At 66.8% G+C, this 24,516-nt stretch carries 26 protein-coding genes; 15 read left to right on the top strand and 11 right to left on the bottom strand.

Translation table 11 applies throughout. The features are described from left to right. Positions 1-145 precede the first annotated feature (145 nt). The 6 genes from H7828_RS11150 (at position 146) to H7828_RS11125 (ending at position 5,852) form a co-directional block, all read left to right on the top strand. Positions 146-751 (top strand): LysE family translocator, encoded by a 606-nt coding sequence (locus tag H7828_RS11150; protein WP_226781103.1) that lies wholly within the window; start codon positions 146-148, stop codon positions 749-751. Then, entirely contained in the window at positions 748-1,287 is a 540-nt protein-coding gene (locus tag H7828_RS11145) for a GNAT family N-acetyltransferase (RefSeq protein ID WP_226781102.1), read from the top strand. Before H7828_RS11150 ends, H7828_RS11145 begins: the two co-directional genes overlap by 4 nt. Continuing rightward, on the top strand, positions 1,284-2,339 hold the full coding sequence (locus H7828_RS11140; RefSeq protein ID WP_226781101.1) for a GNAT family N-acetyltransferase: 1,056 nt from the start codon (positions 1,284-1,286) through the stop codon (positions 2,337-2,339). Before H7828_RS11145 ends, H7828_RS11140 begins: the two co-directional genes overlap by 4 nt. A gap of 67 nt (positions 2,340-2,406) precedes the next feature. Continuing rightward, on the top strand, positions 2,407-3,432 hold the full coding sequence (gene obgE, locus H7828_RS11135) for a GTPase ObgE (RefSeq protein ID WP_226781100.1): 1,026 nt from the start codon (positions 2,407-2,409) through the stop codon (positions 3,430-3,432). Further along, positions 3,420-4,526: a glutamate 5-kinase gene (gene proB / locus H7828_RS11130; RefSeq protein WP_226781099.1), complete on the top strand. Its 1,107-nt coding sequence runs from the start codon at positions 3,420-3,422 to the stop codon at positions 4,524-4,526. Before obgE ends, proB begins: the two co-directional genes overlap by 13 nt. A 60-nt stretch (positions 4,527-4,586) precedes the next feature. Continuing rightward, on the top strand, positions 4,587-5,852 hold the full coding sequence (locus H7828_RS11125; protein ID WP_226781098.1) for a glutamate-5-semialdehyde dehydrogenase: 1,266 nt from the start codon (positions 4,587-4,589) through the stop codon (positions 5,850-5,852). On the opposite strand, the gene H7828_RS11120 is transcribed toward H7828_RS11125, so the two are convergent. Then, on the bottom strand, positions 5,842-6,432 hold the full coding sequence (locus tag H7828_RS11120; RefSeq protein WP_226781097.1) for a histidine phosphotransferase family protein: 591 nt from the start codon (positions 6,430-6,432) through the stop codon (positions 5,842-5,844). The two genes, H7828_RS11125 and H7828_RS11120, sit on opposite strands and share 11 nt — an antisense overlap. A 30-nt stretch (positions 6,433-6,462) precedes the next feature. Between H7828_RS11120 and H7828_RS11115 the strand changes: the two genes are divergently transcribed. From H7828_RS11115 to olsA, 3 genes are all read left to right on the top strand, one after another. Continuing rightward, entirely contained in the window at positions 6,463-6,645 is a 183-nt protein-coding gene (locus H7828_RS11115; protein WP_226781096.1) for a DUF3553 domain-containing protein, read from the top strand. A 143-nt stretch (positions 6,646-6,788) separates the two neighbouring features. Then, positions 6,789-7,553: an L-ornithine N(alpha)-acyltransferase gene (gene olsB / locus H7828_RS11110; protein WP_226781095.1), complete on the top strand. Its 765-nt coding sequence runs from the start codon at positions 6,789-6,791 to the stop codon at positions 7,551-7,553. Beyond that, complete coding sequence (gene olsA, locus H7828_RS11105; protein WP_226781094.1) at positions 7,550-8,386, top strand: lyso-ornithine lipid O-acyltransferase; 837 nt, start codon at positions 7,550-7,552, stop codon at positions 8,384-8,386. Before olsB ends, olsA begins: the two co-directional genes overlap by 4 nt. On the opposite strand, the gene H7828_RS11100 is transcribed toward olsA, so the two are convergent. Together H7828_RS11100 and H7828_RS11095 are read right to left on the bottom strand one after the other, a co-directional pair. Next, complete coding sequence (locus H7828_RS11100; protein ID WP_226781093.1) at positions 8,383-9,003, bottom strand: thiamine phosphate synthase; 621 nt, start codon at positions 9,001-9,003, stop codon at positions 8,383-8,385. The genes olsA and H7828_RS11100 overlap by 4 nt on opposite strands. Positions 9,004-9,057: 54 nt before the next feature. Beyond that, on the bottom strand, positions 9,058-9,387 hold the full coding sequence (locus H7828_RS11095; protein ID WP_226781092.1) for a TfoX/Sxy family protein: 330 nt from the start codon (positions 9,385-9,387) through the stop codon (positions 9,058-9,060). 69 nt (positions 9,388-9,456) lie between these two features. On the opposite strand from H7828_RS11095, the gene H7828_RS11090 reads away from it, so the two are divergent. From H7828_RS11090 to H7828_RS11080, 3 genes are read left to right on the top strand one after another with little or no spacing between them, the layout of a single operon-like run. Then, positions 9,457-10,197: an RNA methyltransferase gene (locus tag H7828_RS11090; RefSeq protein ID WP_226781091.1), complete on the top strand. Its 741-nt coding sequence runs from the start codon at positions 9,457-9,459 to the stop codon at positions 10,195-10,197. A 49-nt stretch (positions 10,198-10,246) separates the two neighbouring features. Next, the gene (gene ctaA / locus H7828_RS11085; protein WP_226781090.1) at positions 10,247-11,386 is read left to right on the top strand and encodes a heme A synthase; all 1,140 of its coding nucleotides are present in this window, start codon (positions 10,247-10,249) and stop codon (positions 11,384-11,386) included. A 22-nt stretch (positions 11,387-11,408) separates the two neighbouring features. Continuing rightward, positions 11,409-12,881, top strand: a complete 1,473-nt coding sequence (locus H7828_RS11080; RefSeq protein ID WP_226781089.1) for a carboxypeptidase M32 — start codon at positions 11,409-11,411, stop codon at positions 12,879-12,881. An 85-nt stretch (positions 12,882-12,966) separates the two neighbouring features. On the opposite strand, the gene H7828_RS11075 is transcribed toward H7828_RS11080, so the two are convergent. The 4 genes from H7828_RS11075 to H7828_RS22840 form a co-directional block, all read right to left on the bottom strand. Beyond that, positions 12,967-14,274, bottom strand: a complete 1,308-nt coding sequence (locus H7828_RS11075) for an HlyC/CorC family transporter (protein WP_226781088.1) — start codon at positions 14,272-14,274, stop codon at positions 12,967-12,969. Positions 14,275-14,341: 67 nt separating this feature from the next. Beyond that, positions 14,342-15,265: a site-specific tyrosine recombinase XerD gene (locus tag H7828_RS11070; protein WP_226781087.1), complete on the bottom strand. Its 924-nt coding sequence runs from the start codon at positions 15,263-15,265 to the stop codon at positions 14,342-14,344. Positions 15,266-15,273: 8 nt separating this feature from the next. Continuing rightward, positions 15,274-16,824 carry a hypothetical protein gene (locus H7828_RS11065; RefSeq protein ID WP_226781086.1) on the bottom strand — a complete coding sequence of 517 codons (1,551 nt, stop codon included), beginning with the start codon at positions 16,822-16,824 and terminating at the stop codon, positions 15,274-15,276. Then, positions 16,814-16,948 (bottom strand): hypothetical protein, encoded by a 135-nt coding sequence (locus H7828_RS22840; RefSeq protein ID WP_281070729.1) that lies wholly within the window; start codon positions 16,946-16,948, stop codon positions 16,814-16,816. The genes H7828_RS11065 and H7828_RS22840 overlap by 11 nt, the downstream gene beginning before the upstream one ends. 80 nt (positions 16,949-17,028) lie before the next feature. Between H7828_RS22840 and H7828_RS11060 the strand changes: the two genes are divergently transcribed. Together H7828_RS11060 and aroB are read left to right on the top strand one after the other, a co-directional pair. After that, positions 17,029-17,625, top strand: coding sequence for a shikimate kinase (locus tag H7828_RS11060; protein ID WP_226781125.1), 597 nt, complete (start codon positions 17,029-17,031; stop codon positions 17,623-17,625). Between the two features lie 2 nt (positions 17,626-17,627). After that, positions 17,628-18,734, top strand: coding sequence for a 3-dehydroquinate synthase (gene aroB, locus H7828_RS11055; protein ID WP_226781085.1), 1,107 nt, complete (start codon positions 17,628-17,630; stop codon positions 18,732-18,734). Positions 18,735-18,834: 100 nt separating this feature from the next. Here the strand turns inward: aroB and ssb are convergent, their stop codons facing one another. Then, a complete protein-coding gene (ssb, locus tag H7828_RS11050; RefSeq protein ID WP_226781084.1) occupies positions 18,835-19,347 on the bottom strand; it encodes a single-stranded DNA-binding protein in 513 nt (170 codons plus the stop codon). Positions 19,348-19,488: 141 nt separating this feature from the next. On the opposite strand from ssb, the gene H7828_RS11045 reads away from it, so the two are divergent. Further along, positions 19,489-20,088: a lytic transglycosylase domain-containing protein gene (locus H7828_RS11045; RefSeq protein WP_226781083.1), complete on the top strand. Its 600-nt coding sequence runs from the start codon at positions 19,489-19,491 to the stop codon at positions 20,086-20,088. 10 nt (positions 20,089-20,098) lie between these two features. On the opposite strand, the gene H7828_RS11040 is transcribed toward H7828_RS11045, so the two are convergent. From H7828_RS11040 to H7828_RS11030, 3 genes are all read right to left on the bottom strand, one after another. Continuing rightward, the gene (locus H7828_RS11040) at positions 20,099-22,183 is read right to left on the bottom strand and encodes a dipeptide ABC transporter ATP-binding protein (protein ID WP_226781082.1); all 2,085 of its coding nucleotides are present in this window, start codon (positions 22,181-22,183) and stop codon (positions 20,099-20,101) included. A gap of 101 nt (positions 22,184-22,284) precedes the next feature. Continuing rightward, positions 22,285-23,454 carry an ABC transporter permease gene (locus H7828_RS11035; RefSeq protein ID WP_226781081.1) on the bottom strand — a complete coding sequence of 390 codons (1,170 nt, stop codon included), beginning with the start codon at positions 23,452-23,454 and terminating at the stop codon, positions 22,285-22,287. A gap of 12 nt (positions 23,455-23,466) precedes the next feature. After that, positions 23,467-24,513 carry an ABC transporter permease gene (locus H7828_RS11030; RefSeq protein ID WP_226781080.1) on the bottom strand — a complete coding sequence of 349 codons (1,047 nt, stop codon included), beginning with the start codon at positions 24,511-24,513 and terminating at the stop codon, positions 23,467-23,469. Between the last annotated feature and the right edge of the window lie 3 nt (positions 24,514-24,516).

Here is a 24,516-nt window from a genome sequence, read left to right as displayed (position 1 = left end):
AGGGCGCCGGTCCCCCTTTTCGTTGTCGCGGCGGGCCGTTGCCCTGCGCAGTCTTGCGCCCATTTCACCGGCCCCCATGGGAGAGAGAGATGCCCCCATCGTCCGACCCGAGGCCGGCCGCGCCGCGCCATCAGGCGATGGCGCGGTGAGCGTCGCGCTCTTCCCCTTTCTGGCCTTCGCGGCCAGCCAGGTGGGCACGCCGGGCCCCGCCAACATGGCGCTGATGACAACCGGCGCCGGGTTCGGGTTGCGGGCGGCGCTGCCCTTCGTGGCGGGGGTGGTGCTGGGCAAGCAGTTGGTGATCTGGCCCGTGGGGTTCGGCCTGATGGAACTGGCCACCCTCTATCCGGGGGCCTTCGTTGCGCTGAAATACATCAGCGCGGCCTATATTTTCTGGCTGGCCTGGCGGGTGGCGAACATGCGGCTTGCCACGGGGGCGACAGGGGGCAAGGTGCCGGGTTTCATGGCGGGGCTGGCGGTTCATCCGCTCAATCCCAAGGCCTGGGCGATGATCACCGGCGGCTTCACGGCTTTCGTCGCGCCGGGCACACCGGCCTTGCAAGCCACGGCAACAATCGCCATCTGCCTTTTCATGGTCCAGGTCGTTTTGCACCCCTGCTGGACCCTTGGGGGAGAGTTGATAGCCCGCACCGTGACAGGCACGCGGTGGGAAAAGTTTTTGATGTGGACGCTGGCCGCCCTCACGGTCGCCAGTGTCGTATTTGTGCTGTTCGGAGGAGGGACACCATGAAGATGGAGCAGATCGCGGATCAGATAACCGTGGAAACCGACCGCTGCGTGCTGCGGCCCCTGCGCCGCTCGGACGCCGGGCTGTTGGCGATGTACATGGGGGACGAGCGCGTGGCCCGCGCCAGCCAATCGATTCCGCATCCGCTGCCGCCCGGCTCGACCGAGGCCTTCATCGCCCGCGCCCAGGCCCCCGACCGCGAAACCGATATCTGGGCGCTGGACGGTTCGGCCGATGGCCTGCCCGAGGTGCTGGGCCTCATCGCGCTTGAGCAGATGGACCGCCTGCAATCCGAGATCACCTATTGGGTGGCCCCGGCCTTCTGGAACACCGGCCTGGCAAGCGAGGCGGTGGCCGCCCTCGTGGCCGCCCGTCCGCAGCAGGCGCGCACCATCTTCGGCGCCGTCTTCCAGGACAACCCCGCCTCGGCCCGCGTTCTCACGAATTGCGGTTTCACCTATCTTGGCGATGCCGAATCCTTCTGCGTGGCGCGGGGCGGCACCGTGCCCACCTGGACCTATTCGCTCAAGCTCGGGTGATCCTGCGCCGCACGAGGCTGCGCGGCCCGGCGCGCCTGGAAACGGCGCGCCTGGTTCTGCGCCCCCCGGTGCCGGGCGATGCCGCGGCGCTGAGCGGCGCCATCGGCAACTACGACGTCGCGCGCTGGCTGGGGCAGGTGCCCTATCCCTATGGCCCCGAGGATGCGGACCGCTTCATCGCGGGGGCGGGGGCGCGCACCTGGATGATCGAGCGTGACGGCCGCCTGATCGGCGGCGTCTCGGCCGAGGATGAACTGGGCTACTGGCTGTCGCGCGATGTCTGGGGGCAGGGCCTTGCCACCGAGGCCTGCGATGCCGCGGTCGATGCCTTCTTCACCCAGACCCGCCGCGACAGCCTGCCGTCGGCGCATATCGTGGGAAACGACCGTTCGGCCCGGGTGCTGGTGAAACAGGGCTTCCGCCACGCCGGAGAGCAGCGCGCCGATGCCCGCGCCCTGTCGCAGGTGATGGCAACGCGGCTGATGACGCTGACGCGCGCCGAATGGCTGGCCCGGCGCCGCTATGCCCTGCGCACGCCCCGCCTGACCCTGCGCGAACTGCGCGATGGCGATCTGCCCGCGCTGATCCGCATCGCCGGGCAGGACGCGGTGGCGCGGATGCTGTTCAACATCACTGTCCCCTGGCCCGAGGCGGACGCGCGCCGCTGGCTGAACGCCTGGCGCTATCGCGGGCGGCTGGGGTTTCGCGCCGCGATCTGCCGGCGCGGGCGGATGATCGGCACAATCGGCATCGCCCGCCTGCCGGGGCGCAGCACCGTCACCTGCATGTATTTCCTCGACCCTTCCCATTGGGGCCATGGCTATGCCAAGGAGGCGCTGGTGCATTTCCTGTACGACACCATGGCGCGGTTCCATGTGCAGACCCTCTGGGCCGATCATTTCGATGACAACCCGGCCAGCGGAGCGGTGCTGCGCCATGCCGGATTCATGCCCCACCATCCGGACACCGGCACCTCGGCGGCGCGGCCGGGCGAACACCCGGTCACGGTCTACCGCCTGAACCGCGCCGATCTGCGCCCCCTTGCGCCCTGACGCACCTTGAGCCGGGCCGCGAAACCCGGTATCGCCTGCGCCAGCCCTGATCCCGAAAGCGAGCGCCATGAAATTCCTCGACCTGTGCAAAGTCTACATCCGCTCCGGCGGCGGCGGCGCGGGCTGCATCAGCTTCCGGCGCGAGAAATACATCGAATACGGCGGCCCCGACGGTGGCGATGGCGGCAATGGCGGCGATGTGATCGCCGAGGCGGTCGAGGGGCTGAACACCCTGATCGATTTCCGCTACCAGCAGCATTTCTTCGCCCAGACCGGCCAGCACGGCATGGGCCGCCAGCGCACCGGGCGCAGCGGCGATGACATCGTGCTGCGCGTGCCCGTCGGAACCGAGATCCTGGACGAGGACGAGGAAACCGTCATCGCCGACCTGACCGAGGTGGGCCAGCGCATCGTTCTGGCGCGTGGTGGCAACGGCGGTTTCGGCAACCTGCATTTCAAATCGGCCACCAACCAGGCCCCCCGCCGTGCCAATCCGGGCCAGGAAGGGGTTGAGCGCACGATCTGGCTGCGCCTCAAGCTGATCGCGGATGCGGGCCTTCTGGGCCTGCCCAACGCGGGCAAGTCCACGTTTCTTGCCGCCACGTCGAACGCCCGCCCCAAGATCGCCGATTACCCCTTCACCACCCTGGTGCCCAACCTGGGTGTCGTGGGGGTGGACGGCGCCGAATTCGTGGTGGCCGACATTCCGGGCCTGATCGAGGGCGCACACGAGGGGCGCGGCCTCGGCGTGACCTTCCTCGGCCATGTCGAACGCTGTTCGGTCCTGCTGCACCTCGTGGATGGCACCGCCGAGGACGTGGCCGCCGACTGGCGCACCATCATCGACGAACTCGAGGCCTATGGCGGCGCGCTGGCCGACAAGCCGCGCATCACCGCGCTCAACAAGATCGACGCGCTGGACGACGACGAACGCGCCGAGGCGAAGGCCGCGCTCGAGGCGGTGGCCGGCCCGGTGATGATGATGTCGGGGGTCAGCCGCGAGGGCCTGACCGAGGTGTTGCGCGCCGTGCGGGCAGAAATCGCCGCGGGCAAGGGGGGAAGCGATAGCGGAGACGCGGCATGGCGTCCCTGACCGGCGCCCGGCGCATCGTCATCAAGATCGGCTCGGCGCTTCTGGTGGACCGCGACAGCGGCGCCTTCCGGGCCGCCTGGTTGCAGGGCGTGGCGCAGGACGTGGCGATGCTCAAGGCCCGGGGCGCCGACGTGGTGCTGGTGTCGTCGGGGTCGATCGCGCTGGGGCGCGGGGTGCTGGGCCTTGGCAACGGCGTGCTGTCGCTGGAACAATCCCAGGGCGCGGCGGCGGTCGGACAGATCCGTCTGGCGCGTGCCTATGAAGAGGTGTTGCAGCCCCACGGCATGATCACCGCCCAGGTGCTGGTGACGCTGGAAGACACCATGGACCGGCGCCGCTACCTCAACACCCGCGCCACGCTGGAACAGCTTCTGTCGCTGGGTGTCGTGCCCATCGTCAATGAAAACGATACCGTCGCCACCGACGAAATCCGCTTTGGCGACAATGACCGGCTGGCGGCCCAGATCGCGGTGACGGTGGGGGCCGACCGGCTGATCCTGCTGTCCGATGTCGATGGCTTCTACTCGGCCAATCCCCAGACCGATCCGACCGCCCGCCGCTTCGACACCATCGACCGCATCACCCCCGAGATCGAGGCCATGGCCGGCGATGCCGGTTCGGGCCTGTCGAAGGGCGGCATGAAGACCAAGCTGATGGCGGGGCGCACGGCCTGTGGCGGCGGTTGCGCCATGGCCATCACCAACGGCTTTGCCGACCGCCCGATCCAGGCCCTGGAACAGGGTGCCAATGCCACCTGGTTCCTGGCCGAAGGCGATCCGCAGACCGCGCGCAAGCGCTGGATCGCGGCCATGAAGCCGCGCGGCACGCTCACTGTCGATGCCGGTGCCGCGCAGGCGCTGGCCGGGGGCAAATCCCTGCTGCCCGCCGGTGTCGTCGCGGCGCAGGGGCGCTTCGGGCGCGGCGATCCGGTGCTGATCCAGGGGGCCGACGGCAAATCCATCGGCTGCGGCCTGGCCCGCTATACCGGGGACGAGGCGCGCGCCATCATGGGCCGCCACAGCCGTGACATCGAACCGGTGCTGGGCTATCCCGGACGCGCGGCGCTGATCCACCGCGATGACATGGTGCTATAGCGCCCGCTCTCTTTCTTGCTGAAAATACTCAAATCCCGACCGATCCAAAGGCGCCGAGCGATGACAGATCACACCGACATTCCCGCCCTCATGGCCGAGATCGGCCAACGTGCCCGCAACGCGGCGGCCAGCCTTGCCTTCGCCCCGGCCGAGGCAAAGGCGCGGGCGCTGATTGCGGCGGCCGATGCCGTCTGGGCCAATCGCGCCACGATCCTTTCCGCCAACGAAAAAGACCTGGCCTTCGGGCGCGAAAAGGGTCTCTCCGATGCGATGATCGACCGGCTTACCCTGTCGGAACCGCGCATCCAGGGCATCGTCGACGGGCTGCGCGCGGTTGCGGCCCAGGATGATCCCGTCGGCCGCGTGACCGAGGAATGGGACGGCCCCAGCGGCATCCACATCCGCCGGGTGCGCACGCCCCTGGGGGTGATCGGCGTCATCTACGAAAGCCGCCCCAATGTCACCGCCGATGCCGGGGCATTGTGCCTGAAGGCGGGCAATGCGGTGATCCTGCGTGGCGGTTCGGAAAGCTTCCACTCCTCCGGTGCGATCCACGCCTGCCTGGTCGAGGGCCTGCGCGCCGCCGAGCTGCCCGAGGACGCGGTGCAGCTTGTCCCGACCCGTGACCGCGCCGCCGTCAGCACCATGCTGACCATGACCGACACCATCGACGTGATCGTGCCGCGCGGTGGCAAGGGGCTGGTGGGGCTGGTGCAGCGCGAGGCGCGGGTGCCCGTCTTCGCCCATCTCGAAGGCATCGTGCATGTCTATATCGACAAGGAGGCCGACCCCGAAAAGGCGCTGAAACTGGTGATGAACGCCAAGACGCGGCGCACCGGCATCTGCGGTGCCGCCGAATGCCTGCTGATCCACCGCGAGGTGGCCGATACCATCGGTCAGGGGCTGGTGCGCGCCCTGATCGACGGCGGGGTCGAGGTGCGGGGCGATGAAACCCTTCGCGCCATCGAAGGTGTCGTGGCCGCGCAAGAGGATGACTGGGGGCGCGAATACCTCGACATGATCATCGCCGCCCGGGTTGTCGATGATATCGATGCCGCCATCGCCCATATCCGCCGCTTCGGCAGCAACCACACCGATTGCATCGTGACCGAGGACGCGGCAGCGGTCGAACGGTTCTTCCAGCGGCTGGATTCGGCGATCCTGATGCACAATGCCTCGACCCAATTCGCCGATGGCGGCGAATTTGGCATGGGCGCGGAAATCGGCATCGCCACCGGCAAGATGCACGCCCGCGGCCCCGTGGGGGCGGAACAGCTGACCAGCTTCAAATACCTGGTCAGCGGGGATGGCACCGTCAGAAGCTGAGCGCGATCAGCCCGTCGTCCTCGTTCAGCACGACAAGGCTGTCGATTTCGCCGGCGGCCCTGTCGGCCAGCGGAAAATGGACTTGGCTTGCGTCGATCCCGCCCTCGGTGGCCTGGCGGGTTGCGGCGCGCCAGAGGTCGGGCAGCGGCTTTATCCGGTCTGCCCGCCCTTCGATCCGCCAGCGCCCGCCATTGCGCCATGCGGTGATCCGGCCGCCCCAGGGCAGGGCGGATTCCAGGCATTGCAGCAGCAGGAAGGCCAGCTTGCATTCGGCGCGCGGCACCGCCCCATCGATCTGCCAGTCGATGGTCAGCCGCCCGCCGGTCATATGCGCGAGGGTCGACAGGATCTCGGCGCGCCCGATCTCCTGCTCGGCGCTGACGGCCCCGAAGGCGACGCGGAAGAACCGCACGCGGGCATTTGCGTTTTCCACGCTTTCGTTGATCAGGTTCAGCTCCGGGCCATCGACGACCCCCGCCATGGCCAAAAGCTCCAGCCCGTTGCTTATTGCGCCCAGCGGGCTGATAAGGTCATGGCAGATGCGCGACCCCAAAAGCGCGTTGATGTCGGGCGCGCTCATGCGGCCGGCCCCCGGACAAGGAAAGACGACATGGGCGATATGACCTCTCTGCTGGAACCGGGCATGATCGTGCGCCACCCCGAGCGGCCCGACTGGGGCCCCGGGCAGGTGCAATCCAACATCAACGGAACGGTGACCGTCATGTTCCGCGAGGTCGGCAAGGTGGTGATCGACGGCGCGCGTGTGGATCTCATGCCGGTCTTCGACTCCTGATTGGTCTGCCCATGGTAAATCCGAGGTTAAGCTAACATTCGTTAAAATTGTGTCAACGACGCCCGTCCGTCGGCACGGTTGCCTCGGCGGGGTGGCTTGCCTAAAAGGCCGGGGCCGGAAACAGACAAGGTGGTGCTGCGCCCATGCCTTCGAACGACCCGCGGTTTTCCTGCCGACTGACCCGTGATGCGGCCGAACTGGCGGCGGCCCAGCGGCTGCGCTACGAGGTCTTCGTCGAGGAACTGGGCGCCGATGGCCCCATGGTCGATCACACGACCCGGCGCGAGGCGGACGCCTTCGATCCCTTCAACGACCACCTGATCCTGCTGGACCATGACCGGGGCGATGCGGTTGTCGGCGTCTATCGCCTGCTGACCGGCGAAGGCGCGGCGCGCGCAGGGCGGTTCTATTCCGAGGGCGAATACGATCTGGCCCCCCTGCGCGCCAGCGGGCGCCGCCTGCTGGAACTGGGGCGGTCCTGCCTGCACCCCGATTACCGCGGCGGGTCGGCCATGCTGCACCTGTGGGCGGCGCTGGCCGATTACGTGCGCGAGCGCGATATCGAGATCCTGTTCGGCGTTGCGTCGTTTCACGGCACCGACCCGACGGCCCTGGCCGCGCCGCTGTCGATCCTGCATCACCGCCACCTTGCCCCGCCCGAATTGCGGGTGCGGGCCCATGCGGCGCGGTTTCAGCGGATGGACCTTCTGCCCGAAAGCGCGATCGACCGGACCGCCGCCATGCGGGCGACCCCGGCCCTCATCAAGGCCTATCTGCGGCTGGGCGGTTTCGTGGGCGAGGGGGCCTTTGTCGATCACGCCTTCAACACCACGGATGTCTGCCTTGTGATGGACACGGCGCAGATGAACGCCCGCCAGCGCGACATCTACACCAAGGCCCGCCCATGAGCCCGACATGGGATGACGCCCCGCCGCCGCCGCCCCTGCGGATCGGGCCGGGGGGATGGCTGCGCGTGCTGTTGCGCGGCGTGGTGCTGGGCGTGGTGGTTTTCGGCGGGCTGGCGGTTCTGCTTCTGGTGCGGTTGATCGAAAGGCCCCTTTGCGGGCTGGCGCGGCCCGTGACACCCCATATCACCCGCGCGGTGTGCCGCGCCGCCTTTGCCATTCTGGGAATCCGCTATCGGGTCAGGGGGCGGGCGATGCAGGGGCGCGGGGCGGTGGTGGCGAACCATTCGTCATGGCTGGACATATTCGCGATCAATGCGGCCGATACGGTGTATTTCGTGTCAAAGTCCGAGGTGGCCGCCTGGCCCGGCATCGGCTGGCTGGCGCGGGCCACCGGCACGCTGTTCATCCGCCGCGACCCGCGCGAGGCGGCGCTGCACCGTGACATGTTCCACGACCGGCTGGTGGCCGGTCACCGGCTGGTGTTCTTCCCCGAGGGAACCTCGACCGACGGACGGCGGGTTCTTCCTTTCAAATCAACGCTTTTCGAGGCGTTCTTCAAGAAAGACATGAAGCCGATCATGCGCCTCCAACCGCTGACCCTGATCTATGATCCGCCAGAGGGGGAAAGCGCGCGTTTCTATGGCTGGTGGGGCGACATGGATTTCGGCACTCACCTGCTCAAGACACTGGCGGCGCCGCGCCAGGGGGCGGTAACGGTGATCTTTCATCCGCCGGTCAGCGTCGCGGATTTCGCCAACCGCAAGATGTTGGCGCGCGACCTGGAACAGACGGTGCGCGCGCCGCTGGAAAAACACCTTGCGGCAGAGGGTTAGCCCATCAACTTGACGTAGGAGTCGAGCGTGGCGGCCGCGTCTTCCTCTTGCCAGATCTCGTCGCCGATGCCGAAGAAATCGGTCACGGGCGCCAGTTCGGCAATCTTCTCGGGCGTGAGCGCGCCTTCGGCCACCACGGGCACCTCGATCATCTCGGACCACCAGGCGAACAGATCCTGGGGCGCAGCCGTGCCATCGCCCAGGGGCGTTTCGCCGACCGGCCCGAAGCTGACGTAATCGGCCCCGCCTTCGCCCGCCGACAGGCCGTCGTGGCGCGAGGTGCCGCAGAAGGCGCCGACGATGGCATCCCCGCCCAGATCCTTGCGCACCTTGCGCAGGTTGCGCGCGCCTTCCAGCAGGTGAACGCCGTCCAGCCCCAGACGCTCGACCATCAGGACGTGATCCTGGATCACGATGGCCACGTCGCGGGCATGGGCCACCTCGCGCAGGGCGTCGGCGGCGCGGGCCACGTCGTCTTCGTTGTGGCTGGCCAGGTGCAGGCGCAGGCAGGCCACCTCGACCCGGTCCAGAACCTTGGCCAACCTGTCGGGAAAGGCCGAAAGATCGAAGGTGGGCGGGGTGATCAGATAGATCTGCGGGCGCTCGGAATCAGGCATGGTGTGCTCCTCGGGGTCTTGGCCCCGCGTCATAACCGGGTTGCGCGGGCTTGGCTATCGTTCCGGCAGGCCGCGGGTGAATTCCAGCGCCATGGCGATCAGGCGCCGGCGCAAGGTGTCATTCGCCATCGCGCTTTCGTCGGCGTCGGCCATGCCGCCCATGGTGCGCCCGCCCATGACCATCGGGCCGACGCCGGGCAGGGCAAGGGCCACGGCCTGCCGAGCCTTGCCGACGCGGAACATCCCGCCGCCGCCATGGGCACCGGCCACCATATGGCCATCCACCATGAAGCACAGCCCGCCGAACATGCGCTTTTCCACCAGTGTGCCGGTTTCGGCCAGGTCATCGCGCAGCATGGCGGCCAGCCCTTCGTCATAGGCCATGGCAGGGCTCCCTTGATCCTTTGTTTGCGAAACCCTATCACGCCGCAACGCAATGTCGCCGGAGATTTCATGGAACTGCCCGCCGCTCAGCCCCTCTTCGTGCTGGTCCGTCCGCAAATGGGCGAAAATATCGGCGCCGCCGCGCGGGCGATGTACAACTTCGGCCTGACCGACATGGCCCTCGTCGATCCGCGCGACGGCTGGCCGAATTCCCGCGCCACCGCCCTGGCCAGCGGGGCGGGCCGGGTTCTGGATGCGGCGCATCTGCACCAGACCACGGCCGAGGCGATCGCGGGCTGTTCCTTCGTCTTTGCCACCACCGCCCGCAGCCGCGACATGACCAACCCGGTCTACACGCCCGAGGCCGCCATGGCCGAGGCGGCGCGCCGCATTGGCGCAGGGCAGCGGGTGGGCGTGCTGTTCGGCCCCGAACGCGCGGGCCTGGAGAACGACGACATCATCCGCGCCAATGCCATCATCAACGTGCCGGTGAACCCCGATTTCGCCTCGCTGAACCTGGCGCAATGCGTCTTGCTGACGGCCTATGAATGGCGCCGCCAGACGGTCGAGGTGCCCGGCGTCAGCACCCATTGGGCCGGGCAGGAACCCGCGACGCAGATCGAGGTCGAGAAGCTGGCCGATCACTATGAACAGCGGCTGGACGAGGCGGGGTTCTTCTTTCCGCCCCACAAGGCCGATCCGATGAAACACAGCCTGCGCAACCTCTGGTCGCGCCTGCCACTGACGGCAGCGGATGTGCGCACGCTGCACGGGGTGCTGCGACAATTGCTGCGCGGGCGTCAGGGGTGACTTGAAGGGCACCGGACGCGCCGCTAGGGTCCGGGCAAAAGGGGGCAGCATGACCACCAAGAGATCGATTTTCCAGGAGGTCGGCGCCGACCAGCCCCGCCCCACGGCGCCACGCGGTGGCATGATCGACGCCAAGCCCAAGGGCGCACGCCGCGCGATCCGGCTTTGGCTGATGGTGCTGTTTGCACTGGTGATGGTGATGATCGCCGTTGGCGGGCTGACCCGGCTGACAGACAGCGGCCTGTCGATCACCGAATGGCGCCCGGTCACCGGCGCGCTGCCGCCCCTGAACGCCGCCGACTGGCAGGCCGAGTTCGACAAGTACCGCGCGATCCCCGAATACCAGTTGCAGAACAAGGGGATGGAGCTTTCTGAGTTCCAGTTCATCTATTGGTGGGAATGGGGCCACCGCCAGTTGGGCCGCCTGATCGGGCTGGTCTGGGCGCTGGGGTTCTTCGGCTTCCTGCTGGCCCGCAAGATCCCCACGGGGTGGACGGGCCGGCTGTTCGGCATCGGCGTGCTTGGGGGGCTTCAGGGCGCCATCGGCTGGTGGATGGTATCATCGGGGCTCAGCGGCACGGCGCTGGACGTGGCTTCTTACCGGCTGGCCACGCACCTGGGGCTGGCCTTCGTGATCCTGGGGCTGATCGCCTGGTATGTCTTCCAGCTTGGCCGCAGCGAGGCTGAGCTGATGCAGGCGCGGCGCAACCGCGAGGCGCGGCTGGTCACGGCCGCCACGGTGTTGATCGTGGCGGCGGCGGTGCAGATCCTGCTGGGGGCGCTGGTGGCGGGCATCGACGCGGGCCGTTCCTTCCCCGACTGGCCGCTGATGGCGGGGGGCTTCCTGCCGCCCGAACCCTTCGCGCTGACCCCGATCTGGCGCAATTTCTTCGAAGACCCGGGCCTTGTGCAGTTCATGCACCGGATGATGGGCTATCTGCTCTTCGTGCTCGGGGTGGCGATGTGGTGGCGGGCGCGCCGTTCGTCCTATCGCGCCACGCGCTTTGCCTTCAACGCGGTGCTGGCCATGCTCTGCCTGCAGATGCTGCTGGGCATCGGCGCGGTGATCTACCAGGCGCCCTGGCACATTGCCATCGTGCACCAGTTCGGGGCGGTTGTGCTTTGGGTGCTGATCCTGCGCGCCCGCCACCAGGCCCGCTTTCCCGTCGCGCAATCCCTGCGCGACTGACCCCCGACTCCAGGAGATTCCCATGAGCGCTTTCGATGACCTGATGGCCTTTCAGCGCGAGACCGAGGCCCTGGCCCAGATCGCCGGGCGCCTGGGCTGGGACCAGGAAACCGTGATGCCCCGCGGCGCCGCCGAACAGCGCGGCGAGGAGATGGCGGCGATGGAGGGCGTTCTGCATGCCCGCCGGATCGACCCGCGCGTGGGCGAATGGCTGGAAACCGCAACCGCCCCCGATGAGGTTGGCGCCGCCAACCTGCGCCACATCCGGCGCAGCTTCGATCGCACCACCCGGGTGCCCGCGCGCCTGGCGGCCGAACTGGCCCGTGTCACCAGCGTGTCGCAGGGCATATGGGCCCGGGCCCGCGCCAACAACGACGTGGATGCCTTCCTGCCCACCTTCCGCACCGTGCTGGCGCTCAAGCGTGAACAGGCGGCGGCGCTGGCCGACGGCGGCGATCTTTATGATGCCCTGCTGGACGATTACGAACCGGGCGCCACCGGCGAGGGGCTGGCCCGGATGTTCGGCGCCCTGCGCCCGCGTCTCGTGGCCCTGCGCGAACGCCTGCTGGGGGCCGGGCATCAGCCAGCCGCCCTGAAAGGGAGCTTCGCGGAGGAAGGGCAACTGGCCATCAGCACCGCGCTGGCCCGCGCTTTCGGCTATGACATGACACGCGGGCGGATCGACAAGGCCGTGCATCCCTTCTCGTCCGGGTCGGGCAACGACGTGCGTATCACCACCCGCACCAACCCCGACGACCCGTTCAACTGCTTCTACTCGACGATCCACGAAGTGGGCCACGCCGCCTACGAACAGGGGATCGACCAGGCCCACCTGCTGACCCCGGTCGGGCAGGGGGTTTCCATGGGCGTGCACGAAAGCCAAAGCCGCATCTATGAAAACCAGCTGGGCCGCTCGGCCCCTTTCACCGGCCATCTCTTCGGGCTGATGCAAGAGACGTTCGGCGATATCGGCGTGGCTGATGCCGCCGCCTTTCACTGTGCGGTCAACCGGGTGAATCCCGGTTTCATCCGCACCGAGGCCGACGAGGTGCACTACAACCTGCACGTCCTGCTGCGCTTTGATCTCGAACGCCGGCTTATCGACGGCAGCCTTGCCCCCGAACACCTGGAAGAGGCATGGAACACCCGCTTCAAGGCGGATTTCGGCGTCGCGGTCGACAAGCCCGCCAACGGCATCTTGCAGGACGTGCACTGGCCTGTCGGTCTGTTTGGCTATTTCCCCACCTATACGCTGGGCAATGTCTATGCCGGCTGCCTGGATCAGGCGCTGCGCCAGGCCGTTCCCGACCTCGACGATCAACTGGCCCGGGGCGACACCTCGCAGGCCACCGGGTGGTTGCGGGCGAACCTGCAAACCCATGGCGGGTTGCGCCCGCCGCGCGACACGATCCGCCAGGCCTGCGGCTTTGATCCGCACGAAGGCCCGCTGCTCGATTACCTCGAAACCAAGTTCGCGGTGATCTATCGGCTCTGAGCGGCGCGGGCGCCTGAACCGCCCGCATCTTTGGTCCTGAAATATCCCGGGGTCTGGGGCAGAGCCCCAGGTGGCGAAACGCCGATCATAGCGGGCGGATCTTCAGCCGGGTGATCCGGTTGTCCTTGCGCTGCGCGACCTCGAACCGGAAGCCGTGGAAGGAAAAGACCTGCCCCTGGGTCGGGATCGTCTGGGCCTCGTGGATGACCAGACCGGCGATGGTGTTGGCCTCGTCGTCCGGTAGGGTCCAGTCGGTGGCGCGGTTCAGATCGCGGATGGTCATGGCGCCGTCCACCAGGAAATCGCCGGCATCGGTGCGGCGCAGGGGGTGTTCGCCGTCGACATCGAATTCGTCGGTGATCTCGCCGACGATCTCTTCCAGGATATCCTCAAGCGTGATCAGCCCCTGAAGCGCGCCGTATTCGTCCACCACCAGCGCGAAATGCGTATGGCGGCGCAGGAACTGGCGCATCTGGTCGTCCAGCGTGGTGGTTTCAGGCACGAAGTAGGGTTTCATCGCCACGTCGAGAATGTCGAACCCCGCGAAGGGGTCGGCGGCCTCGGGGTGGTCGCGGCGGCGGGCGAACATCGCGCGCAGCAGGTCCTTGGCGTGGATCACGCCGATGATCTCTTCCTGGGTACCACGAAAGATCGGCAGGCGGGTGTGGGGCGATTTCAGGCATTGCTCCAGCGCATCTGCGGGCGGGGTGGCGATGTCGATCATCTCAATCTTGCTGCGGTGAAGCATGATCTCCTCGACCGTGCGTTCGGCCAGGTCCAGCGCGCCCAGGATGCGGTCGCGGTCCTCTTTCTGCACCACGCCCTCGGAATGGCCCAGGTTCAGCGCGCCGGCGATCTCTTCGCGCACGGCCAGGATCTGGCTGTCGGGGTCGGCGTTCACGCCAAAGACCCGCAGCACGACCCGCACCAGCGCGCGCACGGCGCTGACCATGGGGGAAAACACCGTGATAACGATCTGGATCACCCGGCTGACCATGCCCGCGGCAGTTTCGGCGTTGGTGATGGCATAGGTCTTGGGCAGCACCTCGGCAAAGATCAGCACCAGCAGCGTCATCACCAGGGTGGCCAGCGCCACGCCGGATTCGCCGAAAGCGCGGGTGAACAGCGCAGTGGCCAGCGATGTGGCCAGGATGTTCACCAGGTTGTTGCCCAGCAGCACCGAGCCGATCAGGCGTTCGTTGTCCTCGGTGATGGTCAGGGCGCGTTCGGCGCCCTTGTTGCCCTTGTCGGCCTGGGCCCGCAACTTGCCGCGCGAGGCGGCCGTCAGCGCCGTTTCACTGCCCGAGAAGAAGGCCGAACAGACAAGCAACGCCAGAATCGCCGCGCTGGTGATCCAGAAGGCGGTGTCAAAGACGCTAGAAGCGGTTTCCATCGGTTATGTCTTTCCTTTTGCCGCACTTCTTATGAAGAGCGGGCGGCGGCCTTTCAAGACCGCGCGTCTAGTGGTCCTTGGCAAGGGGGTGATGTTCCAGCACCAGTTCGCGCAGGCGGGCGTCCAGGACGTGGGTGTAGATTTCCGTCGTCGACACGTCGGCATGGCCCAGAAGCGTCTGGATCGAGCGCAGATCGGCCCCCCCCGCCAGAAGGTGGGTGGCAAAGGCATGGCGCAGGGTGTGCGGCGTGACCTTGGCGGGGGAAACGCCGCCTTCGACCGCCAGTTCCTTGATCAGGGTGTAAAAGCGGTGCCGGGTCAGGTGGCCCTGCTTGCCATGGCTCGGAAACAGGAATTTCGAAGCAGGCAGGCGTTTGGCCATCCGCTCGGCGTCTTTCCCGTCGCGCCGGGCCAGCCAGGTGGTCAGGGCATCGCGGGCCGAGGGCGACAGCGGCACCATGCGCTCCTTGCCGCCCTTGCCGCGCACCAGCAACATGCGCGGATCGCCCCGCGCGGCGGCGACCGGCAGCGAGACAAGTTCGCTTACCCGCATGCCGGTGGCATAGAGGATCTCCATCAGGCAGGTGTTGCGCAGCCGGTCATCGCGAGACGATCCGGCGGTCTGGGCGGCGCCGATCAGGCGGTCCACCTCATCCACGCTCAGCGTCTTGGGCAGGCGTTTGGCCCGGCCCGGGCCCTTGATCTGGATCGCCGGGTTGTCGGCGCGCCAGCCCTCTTCAAAGGCGAAGCGGTAAAGCTGCTTGATCGCCGAAAGCCGCCGGGCCCGGGTGGATTGCGCCAGGCCCAGGGCGTCGCAGTCGATCAGGTAGGCTTCGATGTCGGCGCGCTGCGCGCTGTCGAAATCAAGGGCCTTGCGCTCCAGCCACTCGGTGAAATCCCTGAGGTCGCGGGCATAGGCAAGGCGGGTGTTCTCGGCGGCATCCAGTTCGGCCGCCTGCGCCTCCAGGAAGGTCTGGATCCGGCGGGGCATCGAAACGCTCATCCTTCCGGCCCGAGGATCAGAAGGTGCAGCGCCGCCCGCCGCGCCTGTTCGGTCAGCCCGACGGCGCGCAGCACGGCGATGGCATGCTGCAATTCATCGAGGTTGCCGTCGGCGCCGCGGGCAAACAGCGTGATCGCCTGCAACACGGCCTCGCCGCGGCGGTCCTCGTCCAGCAGCGCCTGAAGCCGTTCCGGCGGCTTCTGATCGCGGAACCCGTCGCGGATTGCCCCGCTCAGCGCGTCGGGCGGGGTGGTGCGGTGGGCCTCGCCCTGGGCCAGCGCCAGCCAGAAGGCCTGTTGCGGGGTATCGGCCCGCGCACGCGCCGCGGCCGCGGCGAACCCGGTGGACAGAAGCCCGATGCGCAGTTGCAGGTTCACCGCCGCCCCGCTGAGCGGCAGCGGATCGATGGCCTCGGCGATGGCTTCGGCGAAGGGCACTTCCAGGTCGTTGTCCTGCATCTCGCGCCAGGCGGTGGGCAGGGTGGCCGAGACGGCGGCGCCGTCCTCGTCGTTGATGGCGCGGGCGAGGGTCTGAACCGCCTCGACCCGGTCCCAGACGCCGCCCGAAGCGGCGGGTTCACGTTCGCTGTAGATTTCCAGCAACCGCGCACCCGACAGGGCGCCGACACGGGCCAGACGCTCGGCCGCGGCGATGCGGGCCTTCCAGCCGTTGATGGGCCGCAGGTCGGAATGGGCAAAGGCGATGGGCAGGTTCTGGGTCGAGATCGGTTCGCCCACGGCGGCATACATCGAAAAGACCAGCGGCGAGGGGTTGCGCACGAAGGGCAGGGGCGGGGCGTTGTCGGACAGTTCGGCCAGAAGGAAGCGGCCCAGAAGCTCGTCCTCCTCGGGCTTGATCAGGCCCAATGCCTCGGCAGTGTCGAGCGTGAGGGCAGCCGCCTGCCAATCGCCCCCCCGCGCCAGGCAGAAGATCCGCGCGGCATAGGTGGGCGAAATCTGCGGCAGGGCGCGCATCCGCGCGCAGGCGCGGTCTTCGGTGCCGTTCAGCAGCGAGATGTCGAACCAGCGGCGGAAATAGATCGGCTCCGTGCGCCCGGCGCGGTCCAGCATCTCGGCCGCCTCGTCCAGGGCGCCCAGGGCCAGCAGCGCGTCGATGCGGGCCAGGAACAGGGTGGTGTTGCCCACCGAATCGTCGGGCGGATCAAGCTCGGCCGTCAGCATCGCCTTCAGCAGGTCGCGCAGCGCCGAAAGCTCGGGGGCGTCCTGGGCCGCGAGAAGCCGCGCGAGGCTGTCCGAGGAAGAGGCCCCCCAGAGATCGGCGGGCAACCCGGCCCGGCGCGCCGGAACCAGCCCGACGGTGTCGGGGTTGGCGCGGTCCAGCGGGCGCACCGTCACCTCTTCGGGCAAGGCGGATGTGGCGATGTCGTTGCGCTCGGGCGCGACGCGGCGGGGCAGGGCCACCGGCGCGGGAAGAATCACGCTGTCCGACAGCCAGTCGATGGCCGACAGCGGCGCTTCGGCCTGTGCCACGCCGGGCACACATAGGGCCAGCAGCGCAATGGCATGGCGAAATAGTCTAGTCGGCATCAAGGGTCACGGGGACAACCATATCGGTTTTCTCGGGCCGCATGTCGCCGAGATAGGCGAAGCCCGTCAGCCCGATAAAGCCGACGATGGCGAGAAAAACCAACAATTTCAATAGACGGAGCATCAACATTCCCTTCCCGGGTGGCCTGCCAGTTGCGGGCTCTGCGGCCCTTGCCGGGAATTATATATGGTCTTTCCGGCAATATCACGCCATTCAGGGAAAGAAAGCAAAGTAATGAGCGGGACACTGCCGGGGTGGGATATCAGCTGAAGAAAACCGTTGTTCTTGTGGGCATGATGGGGGCCGGAAAGACCGCCGTGGGCACGGCGCTGGCCCGGGCGTTGAACGTGGCCTTCCGTGATTCGGATCATGAGCTTGAGGCGGCGGCCAACCGGACCATCGCCGAGATATTCTCGCGCGATGGCGAAACGTTCTTCCGTGCCAAGGAAAGCCAGGTGATCGACAGGCTGTTGCAGGCCGAACCGGGCATCCTTTCCACGGGGGGCGGTGCCTTTCTGGCCGCCCGGAACCGCAAGGCGATTTCGCATCACGGGGTGTCGGTCTGGCTGAACGCGGATGTGCGGCTGCTGTGGTCGCGGGTGCGTCACAAGGATACGCGCCCGCTTCTGCGCACGGCCGACCCCTTCGCGACGCTGCAGAAGATATTCGACGAAAGGGTGCCGCTGTACCAGAAGGCCGACCTTTCGGTGCAAAGCGATGCACGCTATTCCATCGACGACATGGTGGGCCGCGTGATCGAGGTTCTGCTGACCCGCCCCGATGTTCTGACAAGGAAGTGACGATGACGGTGGATGTGCGGGTTGAACTGGGCGAACGGTCTTATGACGTGCGGATCGGCGAGGGGCTGATCGCGCAGGCGGGGGCGCATGTGGCGCCGCTGCTGCACCGGTCGCGGGTGGCGGTGATCACCGATGAAAACGTGGCCGCCGCCCATCTTGCCCCCCTGCGCGCCGGCCTGGCCGAGGCGGGAATCGACATGGTGTCGCTGTCCCTGCCCGCGGGCGAATCGACAAAGGGCTGGCCGCAGTTCACCCGCGCCGTCGAATGGCTGCTGGAACAGCGCATCGAACGGCGCGACGTGGTCATCGCGCTGGGGGGCGGGGTGATCGGCGATCTGGCGGGGTTCGCCGCCGCCGTCCTGCGCCGGGGGGTGCGGTTCGTGCAGATCCCCACGTCGCTTCTGGCGCAGGTCGACAGTTCGGTGGGCGGCAAGACCGGCATCAATGCGCCCCAGGGCAAGAACCTGGTCGGCGCCTTCCACCAGCCCGCGATGGTGCTGGCCGATATCGTCGCGCTGGACAGCCTGCCGCGGCGCGAGCTTCTGTCGGGCTACGGCGAGGTGGCGAAATACGGGATGCTGGGGGACGAGACGTTCTTTTCGTGGCTTGAAGAGAACGGCCCCGCGCTGGCCGCCGGAGACCGCGCCCTGCGGGCCGAGGCGGTGCGCCGCTCGGTGCAGATGAAGGCCGACATCGTGGCCCGCGACGAGACCGAGCAGGGCGACCGCGCGCTTCTGAACCTGGGGCATACCTTCTGCCACGCGCTTGAGGCGGCGACGGGCTATTCCGACCGGCTGTTGCATGGGGAGGGCGTGGCCATCGGCTGTGCTTTGGCTTTCGAGGTTTCGGCGCGCATGGGTCTTTGCCCGCAGGAAGACCCCAGCCGCGTGCGCGCCCACCTGCGTGCCATGGGCATGAAAACAGACCTGTCCGACATTCCAGGCGATCTGCCGGGCCCCGAGGCGCTGATCGGCCTGATGGGCCAGGACAAGAAGGTGGTGGATGGCAAGCTTCGGTTCATCATGGCCCGCCGGATCGGCCAGGCCTTCGTCACCGAAGATGTGAACCCCGAGGTGGTGCGCGCCGCCCTGCGCGACTCTGCCGGCTGAGGCCTGGCCCGAAGGCGCAGGGCGGCGCCTGCGGGGCGCGCCCGCGCGCGCAGGTGATGTCGTGGCGCGCAGGGCGCGCCACCGTTGGTTCAGGCCTGGCCTAGAACGGAATTTCGTCGTCCATGTCGCTGCCGCCCGCGGGCCCGCCGCGTCCGCCGCCCGGGCCGCCACGATCGTTGCCGCCACCGTAGCCGCCATCGCGATCGTCGGGGTATCCGCCGCCGCCGCCATAGTTGCCGCCGCCACCGCCGCCGCCGCCATCGCGCCCGTCAAGCATGGTCATCACGCCGTCAAAGCCCTGAAGAACCACCTCGGTCGAATAGCGGTCCTGTCCCGACTGGTCCTGCCACTTGCGGGTTTGCAGCTTGCCCTCGATATAAACCTTCGAGCCCTTTTTCAGGTATTGTTCGGCGATGCGCACCAGCCCCTCCTGGAAGATCGCGACGCTGTGCCACTCGGTCCGCTCGCGGCGTTCACCGGTGTTCCGGTCCTTCCAGGTTTCCGAGGTGGCGATGCGCAGGTTGCACACCTTGCCGCCGTTCTGGAAATTCCGCACTTCGGGATCGCGGCCCAGATTGCCGATCAGGATCACCTTGTTCACAGAACCTGCCATGGTCCGCACTCCTTCGATTCTTGCTCCGTTCACCGGTGTTAACTTAGCGCGTTCTCGGTTAACAGGCGCTAAAGCGTTCCCGGGGTGGAAAAGCCGCGCCTTTGGGGTATAGTCGGCGCGAAATGGCGGCGGGGTAGATTAATGATCGGCAAGGTCTCAGTGTTGCTGGCGGTTCTTTGTGTCATGCCGGTGGCATCCCAGGCAGAAAACCTGACGGTTTCATCCAAGAACAGGATCAAGCTCTTTCAATCCCAGACCAGCGTTCTCGACAGGCGCGCGGCCAAGCAATACGCCAATTCGGTGCGCCTTCAGCCCGACAAGGTGAAGATCCCCGGGCGCATCGCCGAGGCGACAGCGCCCCGCTATGTGGGCAAGTACAGCGGCCCCTACCTGGCCATGGCGCGCACCGCGGCGCGCAAGCACAATATCCCCGAAGACCTGTTCCTGCGCCTCGTGCAGCGGGAATCGGGATGGAACCCCAAGGCGGTGTCCCACAAGGGGGCCATCGGCCTTGCCCAGCTGATGCCGACAACGGCACAGCGGATGCGGGTCGACCCGAACGATCCGGGCCAGAACCTGGATGGCGGCGCCCGCTACCTGCGCCGCCAGTACGAAAAGTTCCAATCCTGGCGCCTGGCGCTGGCGGCCTACAACGCCGGGCCGGGGGCGGTTGAAAAACACGGCGGCGTCCCCCCCTACAGGGAAACGCAGAACTATGTCCTGGCCATCTGGGGCAGCTAGGCGCGGCGCGTCAGTCGGCGGCCTGGCTGATCACCGGCTCCATCCCCTCGAGGATCGCGCGCTCGAGGTGACACTTGATGTCATGCCCGCTGGCCAGGCTGACCATGGGCGGCACCTCCTTTTCGCAAAGGTTGCCCGGCACCTCGCTTTTCCAGCGGCAGCGCGTCTGGAAAGGGCAACCCGACGGCGGATTCATGGCCGAGGGAATGTCACCCTCCAGCACGATATGCTTCTTCACGATGCTGGTGTCGGCGATGGGCACCGCGCTCAGCAAGGCCTCGGTATAGGGGTGATAGGGCGGGGCAAAGACCTGCTCGGTGGTGCCGATCTCGACGACGTGGCCCAGGTACATCACCATCACCCGGTCGCTGAGATAGCGCACGATGCTCAGGTCGTGGCTGATGAACAGAAGCGTGGTCTTCTCGGTGCGCTGGATCTCCATCAACAGGTCGGTCACCGCCGCCTGCACCGAAACATCCAGCGCCGATACGGGCTCATCCGCCACCACGATGCGCGCGCCCCCCGCGAAGGCGCGGGCAATGCCCACCCGCTGTTTCTGCCCGCCCGAAAGCTGACGCGGCATCCGCCCGGCAAAGGCGCGCGGCAGCTTCACCAGGTCCAGCAATTCCAGCATCCGCTGGCGCCGGTCGGCCTCGGAGCTGCCGATCCCGAAAACCTCGAGCGCGCGGATGATCTGCCGACCCACGGTCATGCTGGGGTTGAGGGTGTCGAAGGGGTTCTGAAACACCATCTGGACGCTTGAAACCGTGCCCGTATCGCGCTGCTCGATGGGGACATTGCCGATGGGCCGGTCGTCCAGCGTGATCTCGCCCGAGGTGGCGGTCTCCAGCCCCATCAGAACCTTGGCAAAGGTCGATTTGCCACAGCCCGATTCCCCGACGATGGCCAATGTCTCGCTCTCGCGGGCCTCGAAGCTCAGGGTTTCGTTCGCCTTGACCACCTTTCGCCGGTCACTGCCGCCGAACAGGGCGCTGGCCGAAACCTCGTAGTATTTCCGCAGGTCGTCCATCTTCAGAACCACCTCGCCGATCTCGCCTTTCTCCTGGATGGTCGCGGCACTGGCGGGCGCGGTCCAGTCGATCTCCTCGAACCTCACGCAGCGCGACCCGTGCCGGTCGTCGCCCTTGACCGGTCGCATCCTGATCGCCCCGGCATCGCAGCGCCCCGCCTCGAAGTAATCGCAGCGCGGGCCAAAGTTGCAGCCCGGCGGGCGTTCGTGGGGCAGGGGAAAGTTGCCCGGAATCGCCACCAGGGGGCGCGCGTTCTTGTCCGCGCCGGGCAGCGGGATCGAGCGGAACAGCGCCTGGGTATAGGGATGCTGCATCTGGTCGAAGACATCGGCGATGCTGCCGGTCTCCACCGCCTCGCCGGAATACATCACGCACAGCCGGTCGCAGGTTTCCAGAACAAGGCCGAGGTTGTGCGAGATGAACAGCATCGAGGTGCCGTATTTCTTGCCCAGATCCTTGACCAGATCCACCACCGCCGCCTCGACCGTCACATCCAGCGCCGTTGTGGGTTCATCCAGGATCAACAGCGAGGGCTTGCTCATCAGCGCCATGGCGATGACGATGCGCTGCTGCTGCCCGCCGCTCAACTGGTGGGGATAGCTTTTCAGTATCCGCTCGGGGTCGGGCAGCTTCACATCGGTCACCACCTCAAGTGCCCGCGCCCGGGCCTCCTTTTGCGAAAGCCCCTCGTGGATCATCGGCACCTCGATCAGCTGCTTGCCGATCTTCATGGCCGGGTTGAGGCTGGCCATGGGCTCCTGGTAGATCATTGCGATCTCCTTGCCCCGGATATCGCGCAATTCCTCGGGCGACATCGCGCCAAGATCGCGCCCCTTGAACCTGATGGATCCGCCGACGATCTTCCCGTTCACGCCAAGATCCTGCATTACCCCCAGCGCCACGGTGGATTTGCCGCATCCCGATTCACCGACCAGGCCCATGGCCTCGCCCGGCATTACGCGGGTGGAAAAATCCATGACGGCGGGAATTTCACGCAGCCGGGTAAAGAACGAAATCGAAAGGTTCTCGATCTCCAGGATCGGCCCGTCATAGGTATCGCTCATCTGTCGTCTCCCAAGGGGCGGTTCGTCCTGCCCTCATCTTTGGTCCAGAAATATCCCGGGGGGTGTGGGGGGCTGGCCCCCCACGGCGCGGGACGCAAAATTCAGTCGCGCAACGATTCCTCGCGCAGCCCGTCGGCCAGAAGGTTCAGCCCCAGCACCAGCGACAGAAGCGACAGCGCAGGCGGCAGCGCGGGGTGCAGGTAGATCGACAAGAGCTTGCGCCCCTCGTTGATCGTGCTGCCCCAGTCCGGGCTTTCCGGCGACAGGCCCAGCCCGAAGAAGCCCAGCGTGCCCAGAAGGATCGTCGTATATCCGATGCGCAGGCAGAAATCGACGATCAGCGGCCCGCGGGCGTTGGGCAGGATCTCCCACAGCATGATGTACCAGGGGCCTTCGCCGCGGGTCTGGGCGGCGGCGACATAGTCGCGCGTCTTGATGTCCAGCGCCAGGCCCCGCACGATACGGAACACCGTGGGCGAATTGACGAAGACCACCGCTACGAAGACCACCAGAAGGTTGGGCGGGAAGGATATGATGCCCAGCGGATCGGCGTTCCAGGCGATCCCGAGGTAAAGCCACAGCCCCACCACCAGCGTGACCGCAAGATAGAGGTTGCGCTTTGCGGGCTGCACGTGAAACCGCGAATTGAACAGGATCACCGCGAAGATCAGCGGAAACAGAAACAGCACTGCCGCCATGTAGACGGGAATGCCGGTCGCGACGATTTCCGGTGTCACCAGCAGGTAGAACAGCAGGATCACCGGAAAGGCCAGCACCAGATTGGCGATGAAGGACAGCACCGTGTCCAGCCTGCCGCCGTAATAGGCCGCCGGCAGGCCCAGGGTGATGCCCACCATGAAGGCAAAGAGCGTGGCAAAGGGCGCGATCCGGATCACCTCCCATGCACCGGCGATCACCCGGGAAAACACGTCGCGCGCCAGGTTGTCGCCCCCCAGCAGATACCAGCCGTATTCGCCGTCCTCGGCGCCGCGCAGGGGGGTGCCGGGCACCTTGTTCTTCATCCCCGAGGCCTGGGCCAGGGGGTCGTGGGTGCCGATCAGGTCGAGGGCGCCGAAGATGGCGGTCAGCACCCAGAACAGCACGATGGCGAAACCGATCATGCCGATGGTGCTGTCGAACAGCTTGCCATAAAGCCCAAGGCGGCGCCGGTATCTGAGCGACAGGAAAAAGACGGCGGCAAGGCCGATCCAGACGGGCAGAAGCTCGGCCAGGATCGCCAGGGTGATCTGTGTGAATGAAAGCGGCTCCATGACACCCCCTCCTTAGCTGACGCTGATGCGCGGGTTGAGATAGACATAGCCGATGTCCGAGATCAGCTGCGTGATCAGCACCACCACCACCGACACGACCGAGACCCCCAGCAGAAGCTCGATGTCGTTGTTCTGCGCCGCCTGCACCAGAGTCCAGCCGAAGCCCTTGTAGTTGAACAGGGTTTCCACGATCACCACGCCGTTCAGAAGCCATGGGATTTGCAGCATGATCACCGTGAAGGGGGCGATCAGGGCGTTGCGCAGGGCGTGCTTCACCACGATGTTGCCAAAGCTGACCCCCTTCAGGCGGGCGGTGCGGATGTATTGCGCCGTCATCACCTCGGCCATCGAGGCCCGGGTCATCCGCGCGATATAGCCCATGCCGTAAAGGGCGATGGTAAAGACGGGCAGGAAGAAATTCTCGAAGGTGGCATTTTCCATCGCGCTGGTGGCGGTGCCCTTGAACCACTTCAGCCCCACCGCCGAACTGGCGAAGACGGCGATCAGGATCACCCCCGAGACATATTCCGGCGTCGCGGTCGAAACGATGGAGACGACGGAAAGCGATCGGTCGGTGCGCGACCCCTCGCGCATGCCCGCCAGAACGCCCACGATCAGCGCCGCCGGGATCATCAGCACCAGCACCCAGAACATCAGCTTGCCGGTCAGGGCAAGGCGGGTGGCGATGATGCTGCTTACCTCGTCGCGAAAGACGGTGGAACTGCCCCAGTCGCCCTGCAGCACGCCGCAGAAGGTGGGGGCATCCACCGGATCGGCTCCGTTCACAAAGCACCGCCCGCGGGTTTCGCCATCGGTGCCTTCGATCACGTAGCCGGGCAGCACGCCCAGCCACTGGCCGTATTTCACCGGGGTGGATTGCAGATAGCCGCGATTGCCCAGATAGGTCGCCACGGCCTCGTCCGACATGCGGAAGTTGCCTTGGGTCTTGGCCAGCTTTTCAAGGTTCGGGTGCAGGTTGGTCAGCCAGAACACGATGAACGTCAGGCACAGCGCCGTCAGCAGCATGACGCCAAGACGGCGCAGAAAGAACAGACCCATGGT

Source organism: Oceaniglobus trochenteri, assembly GCF_020529025.1.
GTDB lineage: Bacteria > Pseudomonadota > Alphaproteobacteria > Rhodobacterales > Rhodobacteraceae > Oceaniglobus > Oceaniglobus trochenteri.
The sequence above is the reverse complement of the archived record's forward strand: the minus strand, read 5'-3'. Positions and strand labels throughout refer to the sequence as shown.

Coding starts and splice junctions, on each gene's coding strand:
- H7828_RS11090 (WP_226781091.1), top strand. CDS start 9,457: ATGGAACTGCCCGCCGCTCAGCCCCTCTTCGTGCTGGTCCGTCCGCAA.
- H7828_RS11145 (WP_226781102.1), top strand. CDS start 748: ATGAAGATGGAGCAGATCGCGGATCAGATAACCGTGGAAACCGACCGC.
- H7828_RS11115 (WP_226781096.1), top strand. CDS start 6,463: ATGGGCGATATGACCTCTCTGCTGGAACCGGGCATGATCGTGCGCCAC.
- olsA (WP_226781094.1), top strand. CDS start 7,550: ATGAGCCCGACATGGGATGACGCCCCGCCGCCGCCGCCCCTGCGGATC.
- H7828_RS11070 (WP_226781087.1), bottom strand. CDS start 15,265: ATGCCCCGCCGGATCCAGACCTTCCTGGAGGCGCAGGCGGCCGAACTG.
- H7828_RS11125 (WP_226781098.1), top strand. CDS start 4,587: ATGACAGATCACACCGACATTCCCGCCCTCATGGCCGAGATCGGCCAA.
- H7828_RS11080 (WP_226781089.1), top strand. CDS start 11,409: ATGAGCGCTTTCGATGACCTGATGGCCTTTCAGCGCGAGACCGAGGCC.
- H7828_RS11035 (WP_226781081.1), bottom strand. CDS start 23,454: ATGGAGCCGCTTTCATTCACACAGATCACCCTGGCGATCCTGGCCGAG.
- H7828_RS11100 (WP_226781093.1), bottom strand. CDS start 9,003: ATGCCTGATTCCGAGCGCCCGCAGATCTATCTGATCACCCCGCCCACC.
- H7828_RS11045 (WP_226781083.1), top strand. CDS start 19,489: ATGATCGGCAAGGTCTCAGTGTTGCTGGCGGTTCTTTGTGTCATGCCG.
- H7828_RS11030 (WP_226781080.1), bottom strand. CDS start 24,513: ATGGGTCTGTTCTTTCTGCGCCGTCTTGGCGTCATGCTGCTGACGGCG.
- olsB (WP_226781095.1), top strand. CDS start 6,789: ATGCCTTCGAACGACCCGCGGTTTTCCTGCCGACTGACCCGTGATGCG.
- aroB (WP_226781085.1), top strand. CDS start 17,628: ATGACGGTGGATGTGCGGGTTGAACTGGGCGAACGGTCTTATGACGTG.
- ctaA (WP_226781090.1), top strand. CDS start 10,247: ATGACCACCAAGAGATCGATTTTCCAGGAGGTCGGCGCCGACCAGCCC.
- H7828_RS11075 (WP_226781088.1), bottom strand. CDS start 14,274: ATGGAAACCGCTTCTAGCGTCTTTGACACCGCCTTCTGGATCACCAGC.
- H7828_RS11095 (WP_226781092.1), bottom strand. CDS start 9,387: ATGGCCTATGACGAAGGGCTGGCCGCCATGCTGCGCGATGACCTGGCC.
- H7828_RS11040 (WP_226781082.1), bottom strand. CDS start 22,183: ATGAGCGATACCTATGACGGGCCGATCCTGGAGATCGAGAACCTTTCG.
- H7828_RS22840 (WP_281070729.1), bottom strand. CDS start 16,948: ATGCTCCGTCTATTGAAATTGTTGGTTTTTCTCGCCATCGTCGGCTTT.
- H7828_RS11120 (WP_226781097.1), bottom strand. CDS start 6,432: ATGAGCGCGCCCGACATCAACGCGCTTTTGGGGTCGCGCATCTGCCAT.
- H7828_RS11065 (WP_226781086.1), bottom strand. CDS start 16,824: ATGCCGACTAGACTATTTCGCCATGCCATTGCGCTGCTGGCCCTATGT.
- proB (WP_226781099.1), top strand. CDS start 3,420: ATGGCGTCCCTGACCGGCGCCCGGCGCATCGTCATCAAGATCGGCTCG.
- obgE (WP_226781100.1), top strand. CDS start 2,407: ATGAAATTCCTCGACCTGTGCAAAGTCTACATCCGCTCCGGCGGCGGC.
- ssb (WP_226781084.1), bottom strand. CDS start 19,347: ATGGCAGGTTCTGTGAACAAGGTGATCCTGATCGGCAATCTGGGCCGC.